We start from the raw sequence: 17,753 nt of genomic DNA, 5'->3' as shown, positions 1-17,753 counted from the left end.
TATATATAATAATGTATATAGTTTCTTCCCGTAATGTTTTTCCCTTTTTCGGAATGGGTATTTCCCTTTTCCTGAAGAGGCAGGAAGGTTTTCTTTAGAATGTGAGAGAACATTGCAGGCCAAGCGTAGAAGAACGCAATGGGTTGCGGGTTCTCTGATTGTTGTTGATTACCGTAGGCTCTACTCTGAGCGACAGATCGTCTGAGATGTCAAATTCAGAGAGGGAAGCATCCACGTATGCATCAATGACGGAGAAGGCATATACGCCTATCATCACAAACATACTCATGTCTCTCCATCTGCGATAGCGGTCTTTGCGTTTGCGGAAGATTTCCTTATATCGCTCTATGTTGCTGGCATCTATTTGGGCTCCCAAGTGCAAGAACTGGTTGTAGCTCTGTGTGTTGGGGTCATCGTCCATGATGTCCAGATATGCCTGTGAGTAGTCATGATACATCTGGTTGTTCCAGCTCATGGCATAGGCACATCCCACGAAGCCGCCGTAGATGATAGGCAGCTTCCAGTATTTCCTGTTGTAAATCTGTCCTGCACCCGGCAATACGAGAGCAAGCCACATGGCACGCTTGGTGTCTGGCCTCCAGGTGGCCCAGTTGCGCTTCTTTCTCAGCGCTTTAGGGGCGAGTGCTTTGCTCAGGGAGGCACTGTCGATGGTAATCGAATCCTCCAGGCTCAGGCTTTCTACGGCGAGTGAGTCCTTTTGTGCCATCGCCTGTGTTGTGCCCAGCCATAGCAGTGCCATGATGCAGATATGTGATAACTTGAAATTCACTTTCTTAATTTTTGTTTTGGTTTAATTGGTCGAAAACGCTCATGATGCGCTCCAATTCTTCCTCGTTGGCGAAAGGAATGCTGATTTTTCCTTTGCCCTTTGGTGAACAGGTGAACTGTACTTTGGTGTTGAGGAATTTAGAAAGACGGTCTTTCAGCATTGTAAACTCTTCTGGTACCTGTGACTTGGATGTGATCGTCTTCTTGCCACTCTCGATGTCCTCACCGTTTTTCAGGTGCTGCACCATTTCTTCTACCTTTCTAACTGAGTAACCGTTTTTCTGGATTTCCTTGAAGAGTTTGATTTGTAGCGACGGACTGTCAAGTGCAAGCAGTGCACGGCAGTGTCCCATGTCGATTTCCTTCTTCTGCAATGCCATCTGTACCTGGGCTGGCAGTTTCAACAGGCGGAGGTAGTTGGCAATGGCTGCTCTACTCTTGCCCACGCGCTCGGAAATCTTCTCTTGTGTCATTCCCTCGTTTTCCAGGAGATGCTCATAGGCAAGGGCGATTTCGATGGCGTTGAGGTCCTGGCGCTGGATATTCTCCACCAAAGCCATTTCCATCACGTTCTCGTCGCTGATGGTGCGGATGTAGGCAGGGATAGCCAGGAGACCAGCCAGTTGGGAAGCTCTCCATCGGCGCTCACCGGCGATAATCTGGAATCTGTTTTCCGATACCTGTCTCAGGGTGATGGGCTGGATGATACCGATAGCCTTGATGCTTTCAGCCAGTTCGTGCAAGGCTTCCTCGTCAAACTCGCGGCGAGGCTGGTTGGGGTTCGCTTCTATCTGGTCGAGCGCTATCTCATTGATGGTGCTGCTGCCCTGAGTGCGAACGCCTTCTGTTGATATCAATGCATCGAGTCCACGACCCAAGGCATTGCTTTTCGTTCCGTTATTGTATTTCTTATGTACTGCCATTATGTTGTTTTTAAGTGAAGAGTGAAGAATTCTCTTGTCTTTACTTGTTAACTATTCTTGTTGATGATCTCTTTTGCCAGTGCCAGATGGTTCTTGGCACCGTTTGACTCTGCATCGTAGAGGATGACAGGGAGACCGTGACTTGGACTTTCGCTCAACTTCACGTTGCGCTGGATGACACTCTTGAACACCAGTTCCTGGAAGTGTCGTTTTACCTCGTCATAGATCTGGTTGGCAAGGCGGAGACGGCTGTCATACATGGTGAGCAGGAATCCTTCGATTTCCAGTTTCGGATTCAGCTTACTCTTGATAATCTTGATGGTGTTGAGCAGTTTGCTGATACCTTCAAGAGCGAAATATTCGCACTGTACCGGGATGATGACGCTGTCGGCTGCGGTAAGCGAGTTGACAGTGATGAGTCCCAGTGAAGGAGAACAGTCGATGAGGATATAATCATAATCATCGCGGATAGGTTCCAGCAAGGTCTTGATTACTTTCTCACGGTTCTTAAGGTTGAGCATTTCTATTTCAGCACCCACCAGGTCGATATGGCTTGGGATAATGTCCAAACCGTCAATGTCGGTGGTATATATCGCATCGCGGACATCGGCGTGGTCGATGATACATTCGTAGAGCGAGCAGTCCACCTCCTTGATATCGACACCCAAACCGCTGGAGGCGTTTGCCTGAGGGTCAGCGTCAACAACGAGGACTGTCTTCTCCAATGTGGCCAGCGATGCAGCCAGATTGATAGTAGTTGTAGTCTTTCCTACACCACCTTTTTGATTAGCTAATGCGATAATTTTTCCCATTTTCTATATGTTATAATAGTGAAAATCGATGCAAAGATACATATTTTATGCGAGAAATACGTTACTTTATAGTTTTTTTATTACTTTTGCACCCAAAAGAAAGGAAATTTTATGGAAAATAAGAAACCTTTAGTTTTAATTTCGAATGATGATGGCTATCATGCCAATGGTATTAAAACGCTCGTCGGCTTCCTCAAAGGCTGGTGCGACGTGCTGGTTGTGGCTCCTGAAAGTGCCCGGTCGGGATATGCCTGTGCCTTTTCTGCCACAGAACCATTGCGACTGAAACGCCGCAAGAATATGGGAGAGGATGTGGAAGTATGGTCATGCAGCGGTACGCCTGTTGACTGTGTGAAGTTGGCATTAGATCAATTGCTCCCTGGACGTACTCCAGACTTGATTCTGAGTGGCATCAACCATGGTGATAATTCCAGTGTCAACAATTATTATTCCGGTACGATGGGTGTTGCCAAGGAGGGGTGCATGAAGCGTATTCCTTCTGTGGCCTTCAGTAGTTGCAATTACGATGAGAATGCCGATCTTTCTCCGTTGAAGGATGGGGCTGTCGCTATTGTGAAGAAAGTGCTTGCGGAAGGTTTGCCTATAGATACCTGTCTGAATGTGAATTTCCCTGCGAATCCGCCTTTCAAGGGCTTTAAGATGTGCCGCATGACCCGTGGTTCCTGGATTCATGAGGTGGAAAAGCGTCATCATCCGCGTGGCTACGATTACTATTGGATGGTGGGAGAATATCGCAATGATGAGCCGGAGGCTACTGATACCGACCAGTGGGCTCTGAATCATGGATATATCTCCATTACACCTACCAAGATAGATGTGACAGACTATGAATTACTGAATAGTTTCAAGATTTAAACCTTCACTCAAGGATTTTATAAACTTCTCACGCTAAGATATGAAGTATTATTTGATAGTAGGCGAGGCAAGTGGTGATTTGCATGCCAGCAGATTGATGCGCTCGTTGAAAAAAGTGGATGAATTGGCTGAGTTTCGGTTCTTCGGTGGTGACTTGATGACTGCTGAAGGTGGAACCCGTGTCAAGCATTATAAGGAACTGGCGTATATGGGCTTTGTGCCGGTTCTCCTGCATCTGCGTACCATCTTTGCCAATATGAAAAAATGCAAGCAGGATATTGTGGAATGGAAACCTGATGTGGTGATTCTTGTAGATTATCCGGGTTTTAATCTGAATATTGCTAAGTTTCTGAAAAAGAACACTTTAATACCAGCTTACTATTATATATCTCCTAAGATATGGGCATGGAAGGAATGGCGTATCCGCAGTATCAAGAGGGATATAGCCGAACTCTTTTCCATCTTGCCTTTTGAGGTTGATTTCTTTGAGAAAAAACACAAGTATCCGATTCATTATGTAGGCAATCCTACGGCACAGGAGGTGAATGAGTTCAGAGCGGATTATCATCAGACATACGCTGAGTTCTGTGTTGAGAATAATCTGGACACAAGGAAGCCTATTATAGCTCTGTTGGCTGGTAGTCGTCTGCAGGAAATCAAGGATAATTTGCCAGCCATGATAGAGGTGGCTGAGCGTTTTGAGGATTATCAGATGGTCCTGGCTGGTGCTCCTTCTGTTGATGATGAATATTATCAGAAATTCATTGAGGGAACTCCTGTCAGGTTGGTCAAGAACAAGACTTATCCGCTTTTGGCTCAAAGTAAGGTGGCATTAGTAACCAGTGGTACTGCCACATTAGAGACGGCTCTTTTTGATGTTCCGCAGGTTGTCTGCTATGAGACACCGCTTCCTAAACTGATACGTTGGGCTTTCAATCATATCCTCAAGGTGAAGTATATCTCATTGGTCAATTTGGTGGCCAATAAGGAAATCGTGAAGGAGATGTTTGCCGACCGCTTTACGGTGGATGGTATTGCCGACCAGCTCTTCCAGATTCTTCCTGGAATGTCTGGCAGAGAAAAAATGTTAGCAGGTTATCAGGAGGTTCGTGAGAAATTGGGCAATCGCATAGCTCCAGATCAGGCTGCTACCATCATGTATGACCTGATCAAGAAGCATCGAGAGGAATTGATTCGTCTGGCAAAGGAAAGGGCTGAGGCTGAGGCTAAAGCGGCTGCCGAGGCTGCTGAGCGTGCAAGAATCAAGGCAGAACAGGAGGCTGAACGTGCAAGGATTAAAGCCCAGGAAGAAGCTGAGCGTGCCCGTATTAAGGCAGAGGAACAATTGCGAATTGCTGAAGAGCAAATGAGGAAAGCTCAGGAAATGAGTGAGGAAAATTCCCATCAGAATCCTCCAGTCTCAGAATAGGTCTGACCAGTTTTTATCATATTTTATATCCTAACGGAAGTGGGGTAAGAGGTGTTTTTCAAAACATTCCCCTTACTCCACTTTTATTTTTCCCTGCCCAGGCAAGAATTTTTGCTTGCCCACGCAGAAAATCATCCCTGCCTATGCAGCAGTTTTTGCTTGCCTGGACGGGAATCGGTAGTACGATATCTTTTTACTTGTATGAAACAAAACAGGACGTACTTCTTTGCGAAGCACGTCCTGATAGTATAAAATGTTTCTTGTTTGCTGAACTTATAGGATTGACTTATCCGATGGACGGATTGTTTTATCCGAACAGTTGGAGGGTGTAGAGATAAATCACTGCGGCAGGAATTGCCATAAGTGAAGAATCGAAACGGTCGAGCATACCTCCGTGTCCCGGAAGAATATTGCCACTGTCTTTCACGCCGATGGTGCGTTTGAATAGGCTCTCTACCAAGTCGCCCCATGTGCCAAATACTGCGACTACCAAACCTAATCCCATCCACTCAGGGATGTTCAAGGTATGCAGGGTTTCTCCTGAATTGGCAAAGTAACCGACGATGGCTGCAGCAATCAGTACGAAGATACCTCCGCCGATGCTTCCTTCCCAACTCTTGGCAGGACTGATGCGAGGGAAGAGCTTGTGCTTTCCGAAGAGAGAGCCACTGCAATAGGCACCTGTATCATTGGTCCAGAGGAAGATGAATATGCTCAGTGGTAAGAGCATATCGTAATGTATCTGTCCGTCTTCTGCTGATACTTCAAATGCCAATACGTTGATGAGCGAGAATGGGAGAGCGATGTACATCTGTGAAAGCATCGTGTAAGCCCAGTCACCAACAGCATTCTTATTGCCTGTATATAACTCATAGATGAAGAGATATACAATCGTGAAGATGTATGGGATGAAGACTACGAAGTTGTAGCCTGTAACACCCGTACGGAATCCCGCTACGGCAAGGAAGAAATATACACCTGCTACGGTTGAGATGAAACGGTTGACGCAAACGTCTTCTATCTCATTGTTGACTAACCCGCAGTATTCCCAGATACTCAGGCCAGTGATCAGAGCGAAGAGGAGTACCATTGCTCTCGGTTGCAGGAAACATGAAACCATACAACCGACGAAGAGTACGCCGGTGATGGTTCTGATGATGAGGTTCTTTTGTTTGTCTGTCATGACTTTTGGTATTAATTATTATCGTCCTGCTTGTCTTCGGCACGACTATCGTCCTGCTTGTCTTCAGCATTCTTGTTGTTTTCCTCATGCTCCTTGATAGCAGCCTGTACCTCTGGAAGTTCCTTGACGGTGTCGTCAATCTTAGGCTGCTCGTCCTCCATGATTTCCTGAGAACGGCTCATCCAAGGGCGTTTGCCGAAAATCTTCTCCACGTCTTCTGCCATGATAACCTCTTTCTGTATCAGGAGTTCAGCCAGCGCATTGTGACCCTCCTTGTGTTCCATCAGGATGTTCTTGGCACGGGTATATTGCTCGTTCACCATCTTGAGTACTTCCTCGTCGATTTCTCTTGCCGTTGTCTCAGAGTATGGGCGCTGGAAAGAGTATTCGCTCTGGTTGTAATAGCAGATGTTAGGCAAAGTCTTACTCATACCGAGGTAAGCCACCATGCCGTATGCACTCTTGGTAGCACGCTCCAGGTCGTTCATTGCACCAGAAGAGATATGTCCTGTAAACAGTTCCTCTGCTGCACGTCCACCCATCAGCGAGCACATCTCGTCGAGCATCTGCTCCTTGGTGGTAATCTGTCTCTCCTCAGGCAAGTACCATGCTGCACCCAAAGCCTGTCCGCGAGGTACGATGGTAACCTTGATGAGCGGGTTGGCATACTGGCAGAACCATGAGATTGTAGCATGACCAGCCTCATGCAATGCGATGCTGCGCTTTTCATCTGCAGTCATCACCTTGGTCTTTTTCTCCAGTCCACCTACGATACGATCGACAGCATCGAGGAAGTCCTGCTTGCACACAGCCTTCTTGTCGTGGCGTGCAGCGATGAGGGCAGCCTCATTACAAACATTGGCGATATCTGCACCCGAGAATCCCGGAGTCTGACGAGCCAGGAGGTCGATATCTACTGTGTCGTCTATCTTGATTGGTTTCAGATGAACCTGGAAGATGGCCTTACGCTCGTTCAAGCCAGGCAGATCAACGTGGATTTCACGGTCGAAACGACCGGCACGGAGCAGGGCACTATCCAGCATATCAACACGGTTGGTAGCTGCAAGGATGATGACACCACTGTTGGTACCGAAGCCGTCCATCTCTGTAAGGAGGGCATTCAGGGTATTCTCACGTTCATCGTTGCCGCCCATGGCAGGGTTCTTGCTGCGGGCACGACCCACGGCATCAATCTCATCGATGAAGATAATGCTTGGCGCCTTTTCCTTAGCCTGTCTGAAGAGGTCGCGAACACGGGATGCACCGACACCCACAAACATTTCAACGAAGTCGGAACCGCTCATAGAGAAGAATGGTACACCAGCTTCACCGGCTACAGCCTTTGCCAGGAGTGTCTTACCTGTTCCCGGAGGACCCACGAGGAGTGCTCCCTTAGGAATCTTACCACCCAGGTCGGTATATTTCTGTGGGTTTTTGAGGAACTCCACGATTTCCTCCACTTCTTGTTTGGCACCTTCCTGTCCGGCCACATCCTTGAAGGTAATACCTAATGTATTTCCCTTTTCATACATGCGTGCTTTGCTCTTGCCGACATTGAAGATACCGCCGCCAGAGCCGCCCATGCCACCGCCCATTCTTCCAGATACCCACCAGATGAGGAGGAAGAAGATGATGAGTGGGGCGAAGTTAATCAGGAGGCTGATGAAGTCGTTGCCTTTCTCGTTGACATAGTTGTAAGATTTGATTTTCTTAGCCTTCACCATGTTGTCGAGATATTTGTCAACTTCGTCTATCGAACCATACTGCACTTCAACATAAGGAGCAGGTCCTACGTTCTTCGCACTGGTATGATATACATCTCTGATATGATTTGGGGCAACGTACACTTTCAGGTTGCCGTCGTTCTTATTGGCAGTAACGCTCAGTACGTATCCCTTTTCGATGTACTCCTTGAATTCAGTGTAAGTAGCCTTTTTGCTTGCACTTCCACCTAATGCATCACCACCACCATTCAGAAAGACGACTATCAAACTGATGAGGATGATGACGTAAAGCCAGCTCATGTTGAACCGAGGCATCTTTGGCGGTTTTCCGCCGCCATGATTGTTCATTCTGTTTCCTTGTTCCATATCTTCTGATATTATATGAATCCTATATCGTGTATAAAACTATACTATGGTAGTCTTACACCTTATTATATTTATACCTTAATTATATATACCAACTCCGGATAAAGGAAGTTGTTCTGCTGATTAGTCGAGGTCAGGAATCTCAGTCAGGTTGGCGTCTTCCCAGAGGTGCTCCAGATCATAGAATTGTCTAACTTCTGGTTGGAAGATATGCACAAGTACATCCACGAAGTCGATAGCAACCCACTGGTCATTTCCCAATCCCGCAACATTTGCAGGTTTTTCTCCCAGATTTTTTCTGCAGAAATCGCCTACAGATTCAGCGATAGCTTCCACCTGTGATGGAGAGTTGCCCTGACAGATGACGAAGTACTTTGCGATAGTACCATCGATGTGCGTCAGGTCGGCAATCACAATTTTACTACCTTTTTTTTCCTGTATTCCTTCTTTAATTGTCTCTACTAATTGTTTTGTTGTATTCATTGATGATTATCTATTAATTGTCTCGTTTATGTTTTTTCTTTATAAAAGCCTTGCAAAGATACGCTAAATACATGGAAAAACCCCGAAAAACGATAAAAATTGAGATTTTTTAGAAAAAAGACGCTGATTTTTTTGGTAATTCAGAAAAAAGTAGTACCTTTGCACTCGCAATTATGATTAATGCTTATAATGATTGCTAAGATATTGGGATATGGTGTAATGGTAACACTACAGATTCTGGTCCTGTCATTCCTGGTTCGAGTCCGGGTATCCCAACTTCTTCATCATTGTCATCAATCATCAACCTGCATATTGGGATATGGTGTAATGGTAACACTACAGATTCTGGTCCTGTCATTCCTGGTTCGAGTCCGGGTATCCCAACTTAATTGGTTAAACTGAATGGCATCTTCCTTATGGAGGTGCTTTTTTTATGCATTCATACGAGAAAAAATAAATCCCTTAGTGTTTCAGCAAGAAGAACACTAAGGGATTCTTTTTTTCAGGATTTTTTCTTGTATGATATAAGGCACCGTACTTCTTCCTATTTCAGATTTGTCAGAAGTCTGCTTTCCGTTCTATGAATATTTCCTTTCCTGATAAAGGATGTGTAAACCTGATAGATTCGGCATGGAGGTAGAGGCGGGGTGCCTTCTCGCAGCCATAGAGAGGGTCGCCAAGGATAGGGGCATTCAGTCCTTCCCTGTGGGCACAATGTACACGGAGTTGGTGGGTACGTCCCGTTTGGGGATAGAGAGCGAGGCGGAGATGCTGGTTGTTTCCTTCGTTTTCTTTGTTACCAAAAACATCGTTTTCTTCGTTTCCAAGAACTTTGTATTCCGTAATCGCTTCCTTTCCCTGTTCATGATTTACAATCTGGCGTGGACGGTCGAGATAGTCGGGCATCAGAGGGAGAGAGAGAATGCCTTCAGGCTGGATGCTTCCTTCTTTCGCACATACGATGGCTATGTATTTCTTCTGTATCTGATGACTTGCGAATTGTTCCTGCAGCCGATGGTAGGCAAACTCTGTTTTGGCAATCACCATGAGTCCGCTTGTAGCCATGTCCAGCCGGTGTACAATCAAAGGACCCGTAGCCTCCGGGTATTTTCTTCGCATGATGGAATAGACGGAAGTGACGCCTGGTTCTTTTCCTGGTACGGAGAGCATTCCGGCAGGTTTGCAGATAACGGCAAGTTCCCGGTCTTCATAGAGTGTCTCCAGAGTAAGTGGTTGAGATGTATGTTTGAGCATCGTGTTGACTTCCGGTAGCATCCAGCGGAGTATCGGTTTGCACTTACCATTGCAGGCTGGATAGAACTGCAGGTGGTGTCTGATTTCCTCTTTCGGACTTTCGCCCCACCAGAACATCGCCATCTGCAGGGGTTTCAGATGATGTCTGAAAGCATACTGGAGCAGTTTGGGTTCGCAGCATTCTCCGCTTCCGGCAGGAGGAACCATCTTCAGTGCAGCTCTTTTGGAGAGGAGTGACAGGTTCGGCTGGTCTTCCAATGCAGTATCTCTGAATATTTCCAACAGATCTTTTTCTTCTCCTTCGGCATTGAGCATTCTGAATTGTGCAAATAGCCATTGCTGCAGGGCATCAGAGAGTTGCTTGCGCAGTTGCTTGAGTCTGGAAATATTGTTCTGATAGTCTTCGTATTCCGTCTCTAATGTTGTCTTCTCGGCAAGTGATTTCTTGAGTCGGCGCAGTTCGGCCTTCATGAATTGGCTTTCTTTGGTCATCGCCTGTTCCTCTTCGGCAGAGAGATTGCCCTGTTTTCGTCGGAGATCCCTTTGGGCCTTCTTTTCTTTCATCTTTTCCTGAAAATCGGCTATGGTTTGTTGGCGCTGGGTGAGCAGGTCTGCGATGAGTGTCCGGGCCTTCTGCATCCGTTCATCCTTTTCCAGTCGCAGGATACTTTCGTTGATGTGGGTGATTTCCGCCTCATGGGTCTTGAAATATCCATCAGGCTGTAGGTAGTCGAAAACGGCAGGTACGAAGTCATCCCAGTCGCTTCTGCCTCCTATCTGACCGCTATAGGCGGCCAAGTATCCCAGTTGTCTGCCTTCGTGAATATCCGAAGGCTTTTCTACGATGAGTACTCCGAACATTTTTCCCCGGTCGATTTCCTCGCGCCATTCCTTCTTGTTCTCAAGATAGGTCTGCAACTCCTTGCATATCTGTATGCAAAGAGGGTGCGGTTCGTAGTCGAAAGGATTGTTCATCTTTTCGGGAAAGTCAGTTCCTATTGAGGATATATGGAAAGGATGTAGTATCATCATTTGTTATTTTAGGTGCAAAAGTACATATAATTATTTGTTCCTCCAAAATAAATATTTGAAAAAATTTGTGTACTTCATCGAAAAGCCTTACTTTTGCAGTCATAAAAAATGAACTGTCACAGAAGAACTGTCGCAAAAAGGGATAGACGTATAAGTGTACAGATATAAAAATGTGCGGCAAAAGAAAGAATAGATGTAAGTATGAATAGAAACAGCAACCTCTTTTATCATCTCGTAGCATTCCTCACCGTAGCAATATGGGGAACCACTTTTGTATCAACCAAGGTGCTGATGCTGAACGGACTTTCTCCAGCCCAGATTTTTACCATGCGCTTTTCCATCGCATACGTTCTGATGCTGGCATTCAACCACCGTCGCATCTTTGCCGACTCTTGGAAGGACGAAGCGAAGATGATGTTATTAGGCATCACGGGAGGATCACTCTATTTCTTAAGTGAGAATGAAGCGATGAATTTCACCACCACCACCAATACATCCCTTATCGTATGTTCCTGTCCGCTTTTTGCTACCCTGCTGGTAAGGTTGGTATATCGGGATTCCGCCCGCATCAACCTGATACAGATACTTGGTTCGCTTTTGGCTTTTATGGGTATGATCATCGTGGTTTTGAATGGTCGCTTTGTGCTTCATCTCTCCCCCGTAGGCGATGCCCTGGCGTTTACGGCATGTATGTGCTGGGCTATCTATTCCCTGATGATGAAATCGGTGACGGAAAAGTATAGTGCCGCCTTTATCACCCGCAAGGTATTCTTCTATGGAGTATTGACGATATTGCCTTATTATCTGATTATACCGGGATTCCCTTCTTGCGAGGTCTTTGCCAAACCTCAGGTGATAGGCAACCTGTTGTTTTTAGGTTGCTTGGCTTCCATGATCTGTTTTCTCACATGGAACTGGTGCCTTTCCAAGTTGGGTACGGTAAAGGCCACCAACTGGGTATATTTCAATCCGATCACTACCATGATCTTTGCTTCATGGATATTGGATGAGAAAATCACTCCTTATTTTCTGATAGGTGCCACTTGCATCCTGATAGGCATGTATGTGGCAGACAAAAAAACGGTAGCATAAACTCCAGGAGTTATACTACCGATTTCTTTTACTTAGCAGCCAGAACCTCTACTTCAACGAGTGCGCCCTTTGGCAACTTCTCTACTGCTACAGCAGAACGTGCTGGGTATGGCTGGCTGAAGAACTCTGCATAAACCTCGTTCATGGCAGCGAAATCATCCATGCTGTTCAGATAAACTGTAGTCTTTACTACATGAGAGAGGTCAGTACCGGCAGCCTTCAGGATGTTCTGGGCATTGGTAAGACTCTGACGGGTCTGCTCCTTGATGCCACCCTCTACGAAATTGCCTGTTGCAGGGTCGATAGGAATCTGACCTGATGCAAATACGAAACCGTTTACTTCGATAGCCTGGCTATATGGACCGATAGCTGCAGGCGCATTGTCTGTGTGAATTGCGTTCATAATCTGATAAGTTTTAAACAATATATAAATGGAATCCCTTTGATTCAAGGGCTCCCTTGATTTCTTTTACATGTTCCTCGTCGCGAGTCTCCATGGTGAGGCGGAGCACGCAGGCATTCACCTTGTTGCGGTTGGCAGAACGGTCGTGGTGGACGCCTGTGATATTACCGCCTAATCCGGCGATGACAGAGCAGACCTCTACGAGTTCGCCCGGTTTGTCATCCAGCTCCATCTCGATGGTGCAGAGACGGCCGCTCTTGGCAAGACCACGGGTGATGACACGGTTCAGGATTGTTACATCGATGTTACCGCCACTTACCACGCAGATGGTTTTCTTGCCCTTCACCGGGACCTTGTTGTACATCACGGCTGCCACGCTGGCCGCACCGGCACCTTCGGCTACCATCTTCTCGCTCTCTATGAGTTTCAGGATGGCTGCACAGATTTCGTCCTCGCTCACGGTTACGATTTCGTCTACGTAGTTGGAGCATGTTTCAAAAGTAATCTTGCCCGGTTCCTTTACGGCAATACCATCAGCAACGGTCGCTACAGAAGGCAACTTCTCCTGTTTATGATCGTGCAGACTCTGTACCATACTTGCTGCTCCTTCTGCCTGAACACCATATACCTTGACGTTAGGATTCAGCGACTTGATGGCAAAGGCTACACCAGAGATAAGTCCGCCGCCACCTACAGGAACGACGACAGCTTCTACATCTGGCAACTGGTCGAGAATCTCCAGACCGATGGTGCCCTGACCAGCGATGACATTCTCATCATCGAAAGGATGAACGAAGGTGTAGCCATGCTCGTCCTTCAGTTGCAATGCCTTCTGGTAGGCATCATCATAGACACCAGGTACCAGACAGACCTCTGCACCGAGACGCTTGGTGGCTTCCACCTTACTAATAGGAGCACCCTCTGGCAGACAGATAAGACTCTTCACTCCCATGGCGGTGGCACCGAGAGCTACACCCTGAGCATGATTGCCAGCCGAACAGGCTATCACACCCTTCGCCTTTTCTTCATCGGTGAGTTGTGAAATCTTATAGTAAGCACCACGAATCTTGAACGAACCCGTCTTCTGGAGGCACTCAGGCTTCAGATAGACATCACTCTCTGGGTTGATTCTTGGAGTGTGAACCAGCTCAGTCTTTCTGATAACTTTGCTCAGCACGAAGCGAGCCTTATAGAAATTGTCTAATTGTAACATAACTGCTGATATGCTTTTATTTGTTATGTGTGCAAAGGTACACATAATTCTATAAATAACAAGAATAATTATATCTTTTTTATTTTATAAACAAAAATAAAACGCTTCTTTTCTCTTGTATTTGAGGAAAATGTTGTATTTTTGCCACCAATTATTTGAGACGAGATGAATGAACCAATATGAAAAGTGAGGTTTTCTGCGTGTTCTGCATCTCATTTTAATGTACTTTTTGATAATAAATAGCTAAAAACAAAATGAAGAAGAAACAAACATTTTGTTCTGCCATTGTACTTTCTGCTGGTGTAGCTATGGCTGCATCTATGGGAGCCATCGTTCCTGAAATGAGAAATACTGAGGGACAGACTTCTGAGATTTCTACTGCTTTCAAGAAAAAGGTGAAAGCGGTAAGTGATCATTCCAATGAGGCGAAAGAGGTGACTCCTACTGAGGAGAGTGTGACCAGTCCTATAGAAGGGGTAATCAACAATCAGTTTGTGGATGAGGCTACCATGAAGGGTGACCTGATGAATATGTTGGCTAAATTCTCCAAGTATCTGAAAAATGATTTCCAGGATTGTGTTGCGCCAAATTCTGTGGGTGAGGTATGTGGTGCTTTCAAGTGTAATAGTACCATGCAGAATAATGAGGACGGTGTTCGCTCCAATGCCGACCTCTCTATGATTTCTGCTTTCCTCGTAAAATATGGTAAGGACAAGGTGACTCTGCCTGAGGGCGTTACTTGGGATGACCTGGAAAAGATGGCGATGAAGAGTCTGGTTTTCGCTTACTCTACCCATAAGGCAAATAAGTTGAAAACCTGTTCTGGTAATACCTACTGGGGTTCTACTTCCGGTAGCGATCATGTTTGGGAAAGTTCACTTTGGGCGATGTCCGTAGCTTATTCCGCTTATTTCCAGTGGGATAAACTCTCCGACAAACAGAAGGGATATATCGAGAAACTCCTGAAGGCTGAATGCAATTATGAGTTGAATCGCACGATACCTACCGGTTATAACGGGGATACGAAAGCTGAAGAGAATGGTTGGGAGGCTGATGTGCTGGCTGCTACATTGGGTCTGTTCCCTAATGATGAGATGGCTCCTAAGTGGTTTGAGCGCCTCCGTGAGTTTGCCATCAACAGTTATTCTCATAAGGATGATGCCCATAATACGACCGTTATCGATCCGCATTATGACAAGAAGACCGTGGCTGACCTCTATAAGGGACAGAATCTTTTTGATGACTATACGCTCCAGAACCACAACTTCTTCCATACAAGTTATCAGAACGTAGTGATGCAGGAGTTGGGCGAGGCAGCTCTGGCACTGAAACTCTTCCAGCAGAAGACCATCGGTGAGGAGAAGTGGAAGACCAATTCGCTCATGCACAATAATGACAAGGTGATGAAGGAGGTGCTCAACTGGCTGGCTCTGGCAGATGGCGAACTGGCTATGCCTAATGGTAATGACTGGAGCCTCTTCCTTTTCGACCAAATCACTTCTTACACTACCAATGCCTGTTTCCTGAACGATCCGGATGCGCTGATGCTTGAGAACTTGGCTTATAAGAATATCAAGGCACGCCAGACTACAACGTCTGACGGATCCTGGTTGTTGCGCTCAGATATCGGTGCACGCCGTATGGGTGTAGAGGCTCACCGTGTGATGATGACCTGGCTGATGCATGAGGCAATATCTACAGCAGATGTAACCCCTACAGATTGGGATGCGTTCAACCAGCGTTATGCTGCCGCCCGGATATTCCCTTGCCAGAATATTGTCCGTGCTTCTACTGCCGACCGTTTCACCTGTTTCTCATGGAGTGCAGGTAAGGGCAGTTATACCGGATACATTGCAGCCAACAGTGCGGATAAGAACAAGATGATCGTACCTTACCGTGAGAACAATACCGGTAACTTCCTCGGTAGTTATCAGGTAAGTGGTAAGAATACAAACGCCACACCTGTAGTCAGCGGTATCTACAATCTCCGTGGCAACAGCTATACGATGAACGGAGAACTGAATATGAACGACGGAACCCTCAACAATCGTTTCGCCATCTATTCTACTCCAGGTAATGCTGTCATCTATACCGATTATGTGCGTGCCAATGCAGCTGCCACCATTACCAAGGATCAGGGAGGTCTGATGGCTATCAGTACCGACGAAATGACGCGAACCAAGCGTACGCTCTATTTCGACAATGCCAAGAATCAGGAGACGGGTATGACCCACAAGCAGAGTGATGGTTCTCAATTCCTCACCCTGAATACCAACTGGGTGAATATCGATAATGCTCTGGGTATTGTCAACGTAGATGGTAAGACCATGGGCTTTGGAAACCGTGCCAACAACAATTCCGTGAATACTTCCAAACTCTATGCTTCTTACAGCGACAAGAGTAAGGATGTGAAGGCTGGCGACATTGTAGATAAGCGCAATATCATCTATTATAGTAATGTGAATGCTGAAAGTACCCGCAAGCTGATGCAGAAGACTATCAGTTTGAAGAAGATGGTAGCTGAGGGATGGAATGGTGTTATCGCCACAGACCCTGATGGTGCTTCCTACATGCTCCTGTCCAACTTCTGCGGGGAACCCCGATGCCAGTTGAAGAATGTGCAACTCAATGGTGCTGCGCCTGTATTTACGGTAGAAACCAATATTGTGGATTCCAAGGCAGATGCCACCTTCCTCTTGGACGTCAATCATTCCAAGGGCGAAATCTTAGGCTTCACGGTCAAGGGCTCCGGTTTGCAGGCTATTCAGGATGCAGAGGATTCTACCAAGGTTTATCTCAAGAACCTGCAGGCATCAAGTATCAAGGTGACTTTGAATTATAAGGCTAAGAATGTAGAGAAGTCCATCACTCCTACTTTAAAAGCCAACCAGGTAATAGCCGTTTATTATAATGATAAGACCGGTGAACTGGTAGTTACATTGTGAATGTGAAGAAAGTCGTTCAGAGATAACCAGAAATCGTTGGACAATCATCAAAAAAGTTGGTTTCATCCAGTGTGAAACCAACTTTTTTCTCCTTCTTTCTTCACTTCTCACTTCTCATTTCTCATTTCTCATTTTATAGTCTTTCTCATTTCCAGAAATGGTTCAGCGCAGCAGCCACACCATCTTCTTCATTGGAAAGAGTAACGTAGTCAGCTTCCGCTCTTACCTCAGGAGCAGCATTAGCCATAGCCACACCGACACCGGCAAGTTTGAGCATACTGAGGTCATTATATCCATCACCGAAGGCTATCATGTCTGCAGGAGTGAGATTGATTTTACCCAATAATCTCTGCAAAGACTGTGCTTTGTCGATGCCGTTAGGAACCAGTTCCAGGAAGAAAGGAGCCGAGCGGAAAACAGACATTTTATCGCCTACAATGTCAGAGAGTCCTTCTTCTGCCTTCTGCATGTCGGTAGGGTCGCCAGTCATCAGGAGTTTGGTAGGATGAGGCTCCAGCGCATCAAGCAGATTCTCTACTTTTCTGACGTTCATCTTGTTGATGCGGGATTCTTCCTTCACATACTGGTCGTCTGGCATTTCGGTGATGATCTCATTGCCGGCATATCCTAAGAGCGCATAGTTCTTTTCCTTGGCATACTGATATAATAAAGGTATCACGCTATCTGGCAGATATTGTGAGAAATATTCCTCACCGGTTTTGGCATCCACAATCTTTCCGCCATTATAGGAAAGAATGAATCCTCCTCGTTTTTCCAGTTCAAGACATTCTGCTACTGGTTGGATACCGTATGTAGGGCGCCCGGAAGCTAAAATGATGATGGCACCATTGTCTTGAGCTTTCAGGAGAGCCTGACGGGTGCGAGGTGTCACCACTTTCTCGTGGTTGGTCAGCGTGCCGTCAAGGTCGAGAGCGATGGCACGATAAGGAATCTTCTGTTCTTTTTCCATTATGTATTTTCTTTTGTGATTTTATTTTCTTTGATGAAGTTATTTCTATGATGGATAGTGCGACTGCTATAGATGATAGAGACTGCAAAGTTAAGATAAAAAAAGGAGTTTGGGAAACTTTTTTGTGAAAATCTATTCATTTCTCATTAAATAGTTGTACTTTTGCAGCAACTTTTCTATTTTTTTATTTAGATAATCATGACATCAATATTTATATTACTAAAGTTTCCCACCCCAAAATAGTAGGGTAAAAATAACA

The 17,753-nt window shown here is 45.9% G+C and carries 13 protein-coding genes, 2 tRNA genes and 1 pseudogene; 6 read left to right on the top strand and 10 right to left on the bottom strand.

All coding sequences use genetic code 11. The features are described from left to right. Window positions 1-94: 94 nt before the first annotated feature. The 3 genes from DW917_RS08575 to DW917_RS08565 all read right to left on the bottom strand — a co-directional run bounded on the left by DW917_RS08575 (window position 95) and on the right by DW917_RS08565 (window position 2,524). Entirely contained in the window at window positions 95-727 is a 633-nt protein-coding gene (locus DW917_RS08575) for a DUF5683 domain-containing protein (RefSeq protein WP_233524683.1), read from the bottom strand. 67 nt (window positions 728-794) lie between these two features. Next, complete coding sequence (locus tag DW917_RS08570; protein ID WP_118117812.1) at window positions 795-1,712, bottom strand: ParB/RepB/Spo0J family partition protein; 918 nt, start codon at window positions 1,710-1,712, stop codon at window positions 795-797. 47 nt (window positions 1,713-1,759) lie between these two features. Next, the gene (locus DW917_RS08565) at window positions 1,760-2,524 is read right to left on the bottom strand and encodes a ParA family protein (protein ID WP_022110309.1); all 765 of its coding nucleotides are present in this window, start codon (window positions 2,522-2,524) and stop codon (window positions 1,760-1,762) included. A 111-nt stretch (window positions 2,525-2,635) separates the two neighbouring features. Here DW917_RS08565 and surE point away from each other — a divergent pair, with 111 nt between their 5' ends. Continuing rightward, window positions 2,636-3,400: a 5'/3'-nucleotidase SurE gene (gene surE, locus DW917_RS08560; protein ID WP_118117810.1), complete on the top strand. Its 765-nt coding sequence runs from the start codon at window positions 2,636-2,638 to the stop codon at window positions 3,398-3,400. Between the two features lie 40 nt (window positions 3,401-3,440). After that, window positions 3,441-4,574 (top strand): annotated as a pseudogene (lpxB, locus tag DW917_RS08555) (lipid-A-disaccharide synthase); the annotation flags it as partial. A gap of 562 nt (window positions 4,575-5,136) precedes the next feature. Here the strand turns inward: lpxB and DW917_RS08550 are convergent. The 3 genes from DW917_RS08550 to rsfS form a co-directional block, all read right to left on the bottom strand. Continuing rightward, a complete protein-coding gene (locus DW917_RS08550; protein ID WP_118117806.1) occupies window positions 5,137-6,012 on the bottom strand; it encodes a phosphatidate cytidylyltransferase in 876 nt (291 codons plus the stop codon). 11 nt (window positions 6,013-6,023) lie between these two features. Further along, entirely contained in the window at window positions 6,024-8,102 is a 2,079-nt protein-coding gene (gene ftsH / locus DW917_RS08545) for an ATP-dependent zinc metalloprotease FtsH (RefSeq protein ID WP_187349099.1), read from the bottom strand. Window positions 8,103-8,225: 123 nt separating this feature from the next. Continuing rightward, on the bottom strand, window positions 8,226-8,585 hold the full coding sequence (gene rsfS / locus DW917_RS08540) for a ribosome silencing factor (RefSeq protein WP_022110304.1): 360 nt from the start codon (window positions 8,583-8,585) through the stop codon (window positions 8,226-8,228). A gap of 205 nt (window positions 8,586-8,790) precedes the next feature. On the opposite strand from rsfS, the gene DW917_RS08535 reads away from it, so the two are divergent. Continuing rightward, window positions 8,791-8,861 (top strand) — tRNA-Gln (locus DW917_RS08535). Window positions 8,862-8,898: 37 nt separating this feature from the next. Then, window positions 8,899-8,969 (top strand) — tRNA-Gln (locus tag DW917_RS08530). A 174-nt stretch (window positions 8,970-9,143) separates the two neighbouring features. Here the strand turns inward: DW917_RS08530 and DW917_RS08525 are convergent. After that, entirely contained in the window at window positions 9,144-10,871 is a 1,728-nt protein-coding gene (locus DW917_RS08525) for an RluA family pseudouridine synthase (protein WP_118117804.1), read from the bottom strand. Between the two features lie 201 nt (window positions 10,872-11,072). On the opposite strand from DW917_RS08525, the gene DW917_RS08520 reads away from it, so the two are divergent. Beyond that, window positions 11,073-11,963 (top strand): DMT family transporter, encoded by an 891-nt coding sequence (locus DW917_RS08520; protein ID WP_118117802.1) that lies wholly within the window; start codon window positions 11,073-11,075, stop codon window positions 11,961-11,963. Between the two features lie 28 nt (window positions 11,964-11,991). On the opposite strand, the gene DW917_RS08515 is transcribed toward DW917_RS08520, so the two are convergent. After that, a complete protein-coding gene (locus tag DW917_RS08515; protein WP_006848032.1) occupies window positions 11,992-12,366 on the bottom strand; it encodes a RidA family protein in 375 nt (124 codons plus the stop codon). A gap of 13 nt (window positions 12,367-12,379) precedes the next feature. Beyond that, the gene (gene ilvA / locus DW917_RS08510; RefSeq protein ID WP_118117800.1) at window positions 12,380-13,579 is read right to left on the bottom strand and encodes a threonine ammonia-lyase; all 1,200 of its coding nucleotides are present in this window, start codon (window positions 13,577-13,579) and stop codon (window positions 12,380-12,382) included. Between the two features lie 254 nt (window positions 13,580-13,833). On the opposite strand from ilvA, the gene DW917_RS08505 reads away from it, so the two are divergent. Further along, window positions 13,834-16,524, top strand: a complete 2,691-nt coding sequence (locus DW917_RS08505; protein ID WP_199545524.1) for a hypothetical protein — start codon at window positions 13,834-13,836, stop codon at window positions 16,522-16,524. 145 nt (window positions 16,525-16,669) lie between these two features. Here DW917_RS08505 and DW917_RS08500 read toward each other — a convergent pair whose 3' ends face one another. Then, complete coding sequence (locus DW917_RS08500; protein ID WP_118117850.1) at window positions 16,670-17,476, bottom strand: Cof-type HAD-IIB family hydrolase; 807 nt, start codon at window positions 17,474-17,476, stop codon at window positions 16,670-16,672. Window positions 17,477-17,753: the final 277 nt, after the last annotated feature.

Origin of the sequence: Prevotella sp. AM42-24 (genome assembly GCF_003461825.1) — a bacterium.
GTDB classification, from domain to species: domain Bacteria; phylum Bacteroidota; class Bacteroidia; order Bacteroidales; family Bacteroidaceae; genus Prevotella; species Prevotella hominis.
The sequence above is the reverse complement of the archived record's forward strand: the minus strand, read 5'-3'. Positions and strand labels throughout refer to the sequence as shown.

Excerpts from the sequence above, each read along its gene's own strand:
- DW917_RS08575 (WP_233524683.1), bottom strand. The coding sequence starts at position 727 with ATGGCACAAAAGGACTCACTCGCCGTAGAAAGCCTGAGCCTGGAGGAT.
- DW917_RS08565 (WP_022110309.1), bottom strand. The coding sequence starts at position 2,524 with ATGGGAAAAATTATCGCATTAGCTAATCAAAAAGGTGGTGTAGGAAAG.
- DW917_RS08515 (WP_006848032.1), bottom strand. The coding sequence starts at position 12,366 with ATGAACGCAATTCACACAGACAATGCGCCTGCAGCTATCGGTCCATAT.
- DW917_RS08505 (WP_199545524.1), top strand. The coding sequence starts at position 13,834 with ATGAAGAAGAAACAAACATTTTGTTCTGCCATTGTACTTTCTGCTGGT.
- DW917_RS08520 (WP_118117802.1), top strand. The coding sequence starts at position 11,073 with ATGAATAGAAACAGCAACCTCTTTTATCATCTCGTAGCATTCCTCACC.
- surE (WP_118117810.1), top strand. The coding sequence starts at position 2,636 with ATGGAAAATAAGAAACCTTTAGTTTTAATTTCGAATGATGATGGCTAT.
- ftsH (WP_187349099.1), bottom strand. The coding sequence starts at position 8,102 with ATGGAACAAGGAAACAGAATGAACAATCATGGCGGCGGAAAACCGCCA.
- rsfS (WP_022110304.1), bottom strand. The coding sequence starts at position 8,585 with ATGAATACAACAAAACAATTAGTAGAGACAATTAAAGAAGGAATACAG.
- DW917_RS08525 (WP_118117804.1), bottom strand. The coding sequence starts at position 10,871 with ATGATGATACTACATCCTTTCCATATATCCTCAATAGGAACTGACTTT.
- ilvA (WP_118117800.1), bottom strand. The coding sequence starts at position 13,579 with ATGTTACAATTAGACAATTTCTATAAGGCTCGCTTCGTGCTGAGCAAA.
- DW917_RS08550 (WP_118117806.1), bottom strand. The coding sequence starts at position 6,012 with ATGACAGACAAACAAAAGAACCTCATCATCAGAACCATCACCGGCGTA.
- DW917_RS08570 (WP_118117812.1), bottom strand. The coding sequence starts at position 1,712 with ATGGCAGTACATAAGAAATACAATAACGGAACGAAAAGCAATGCCTTG.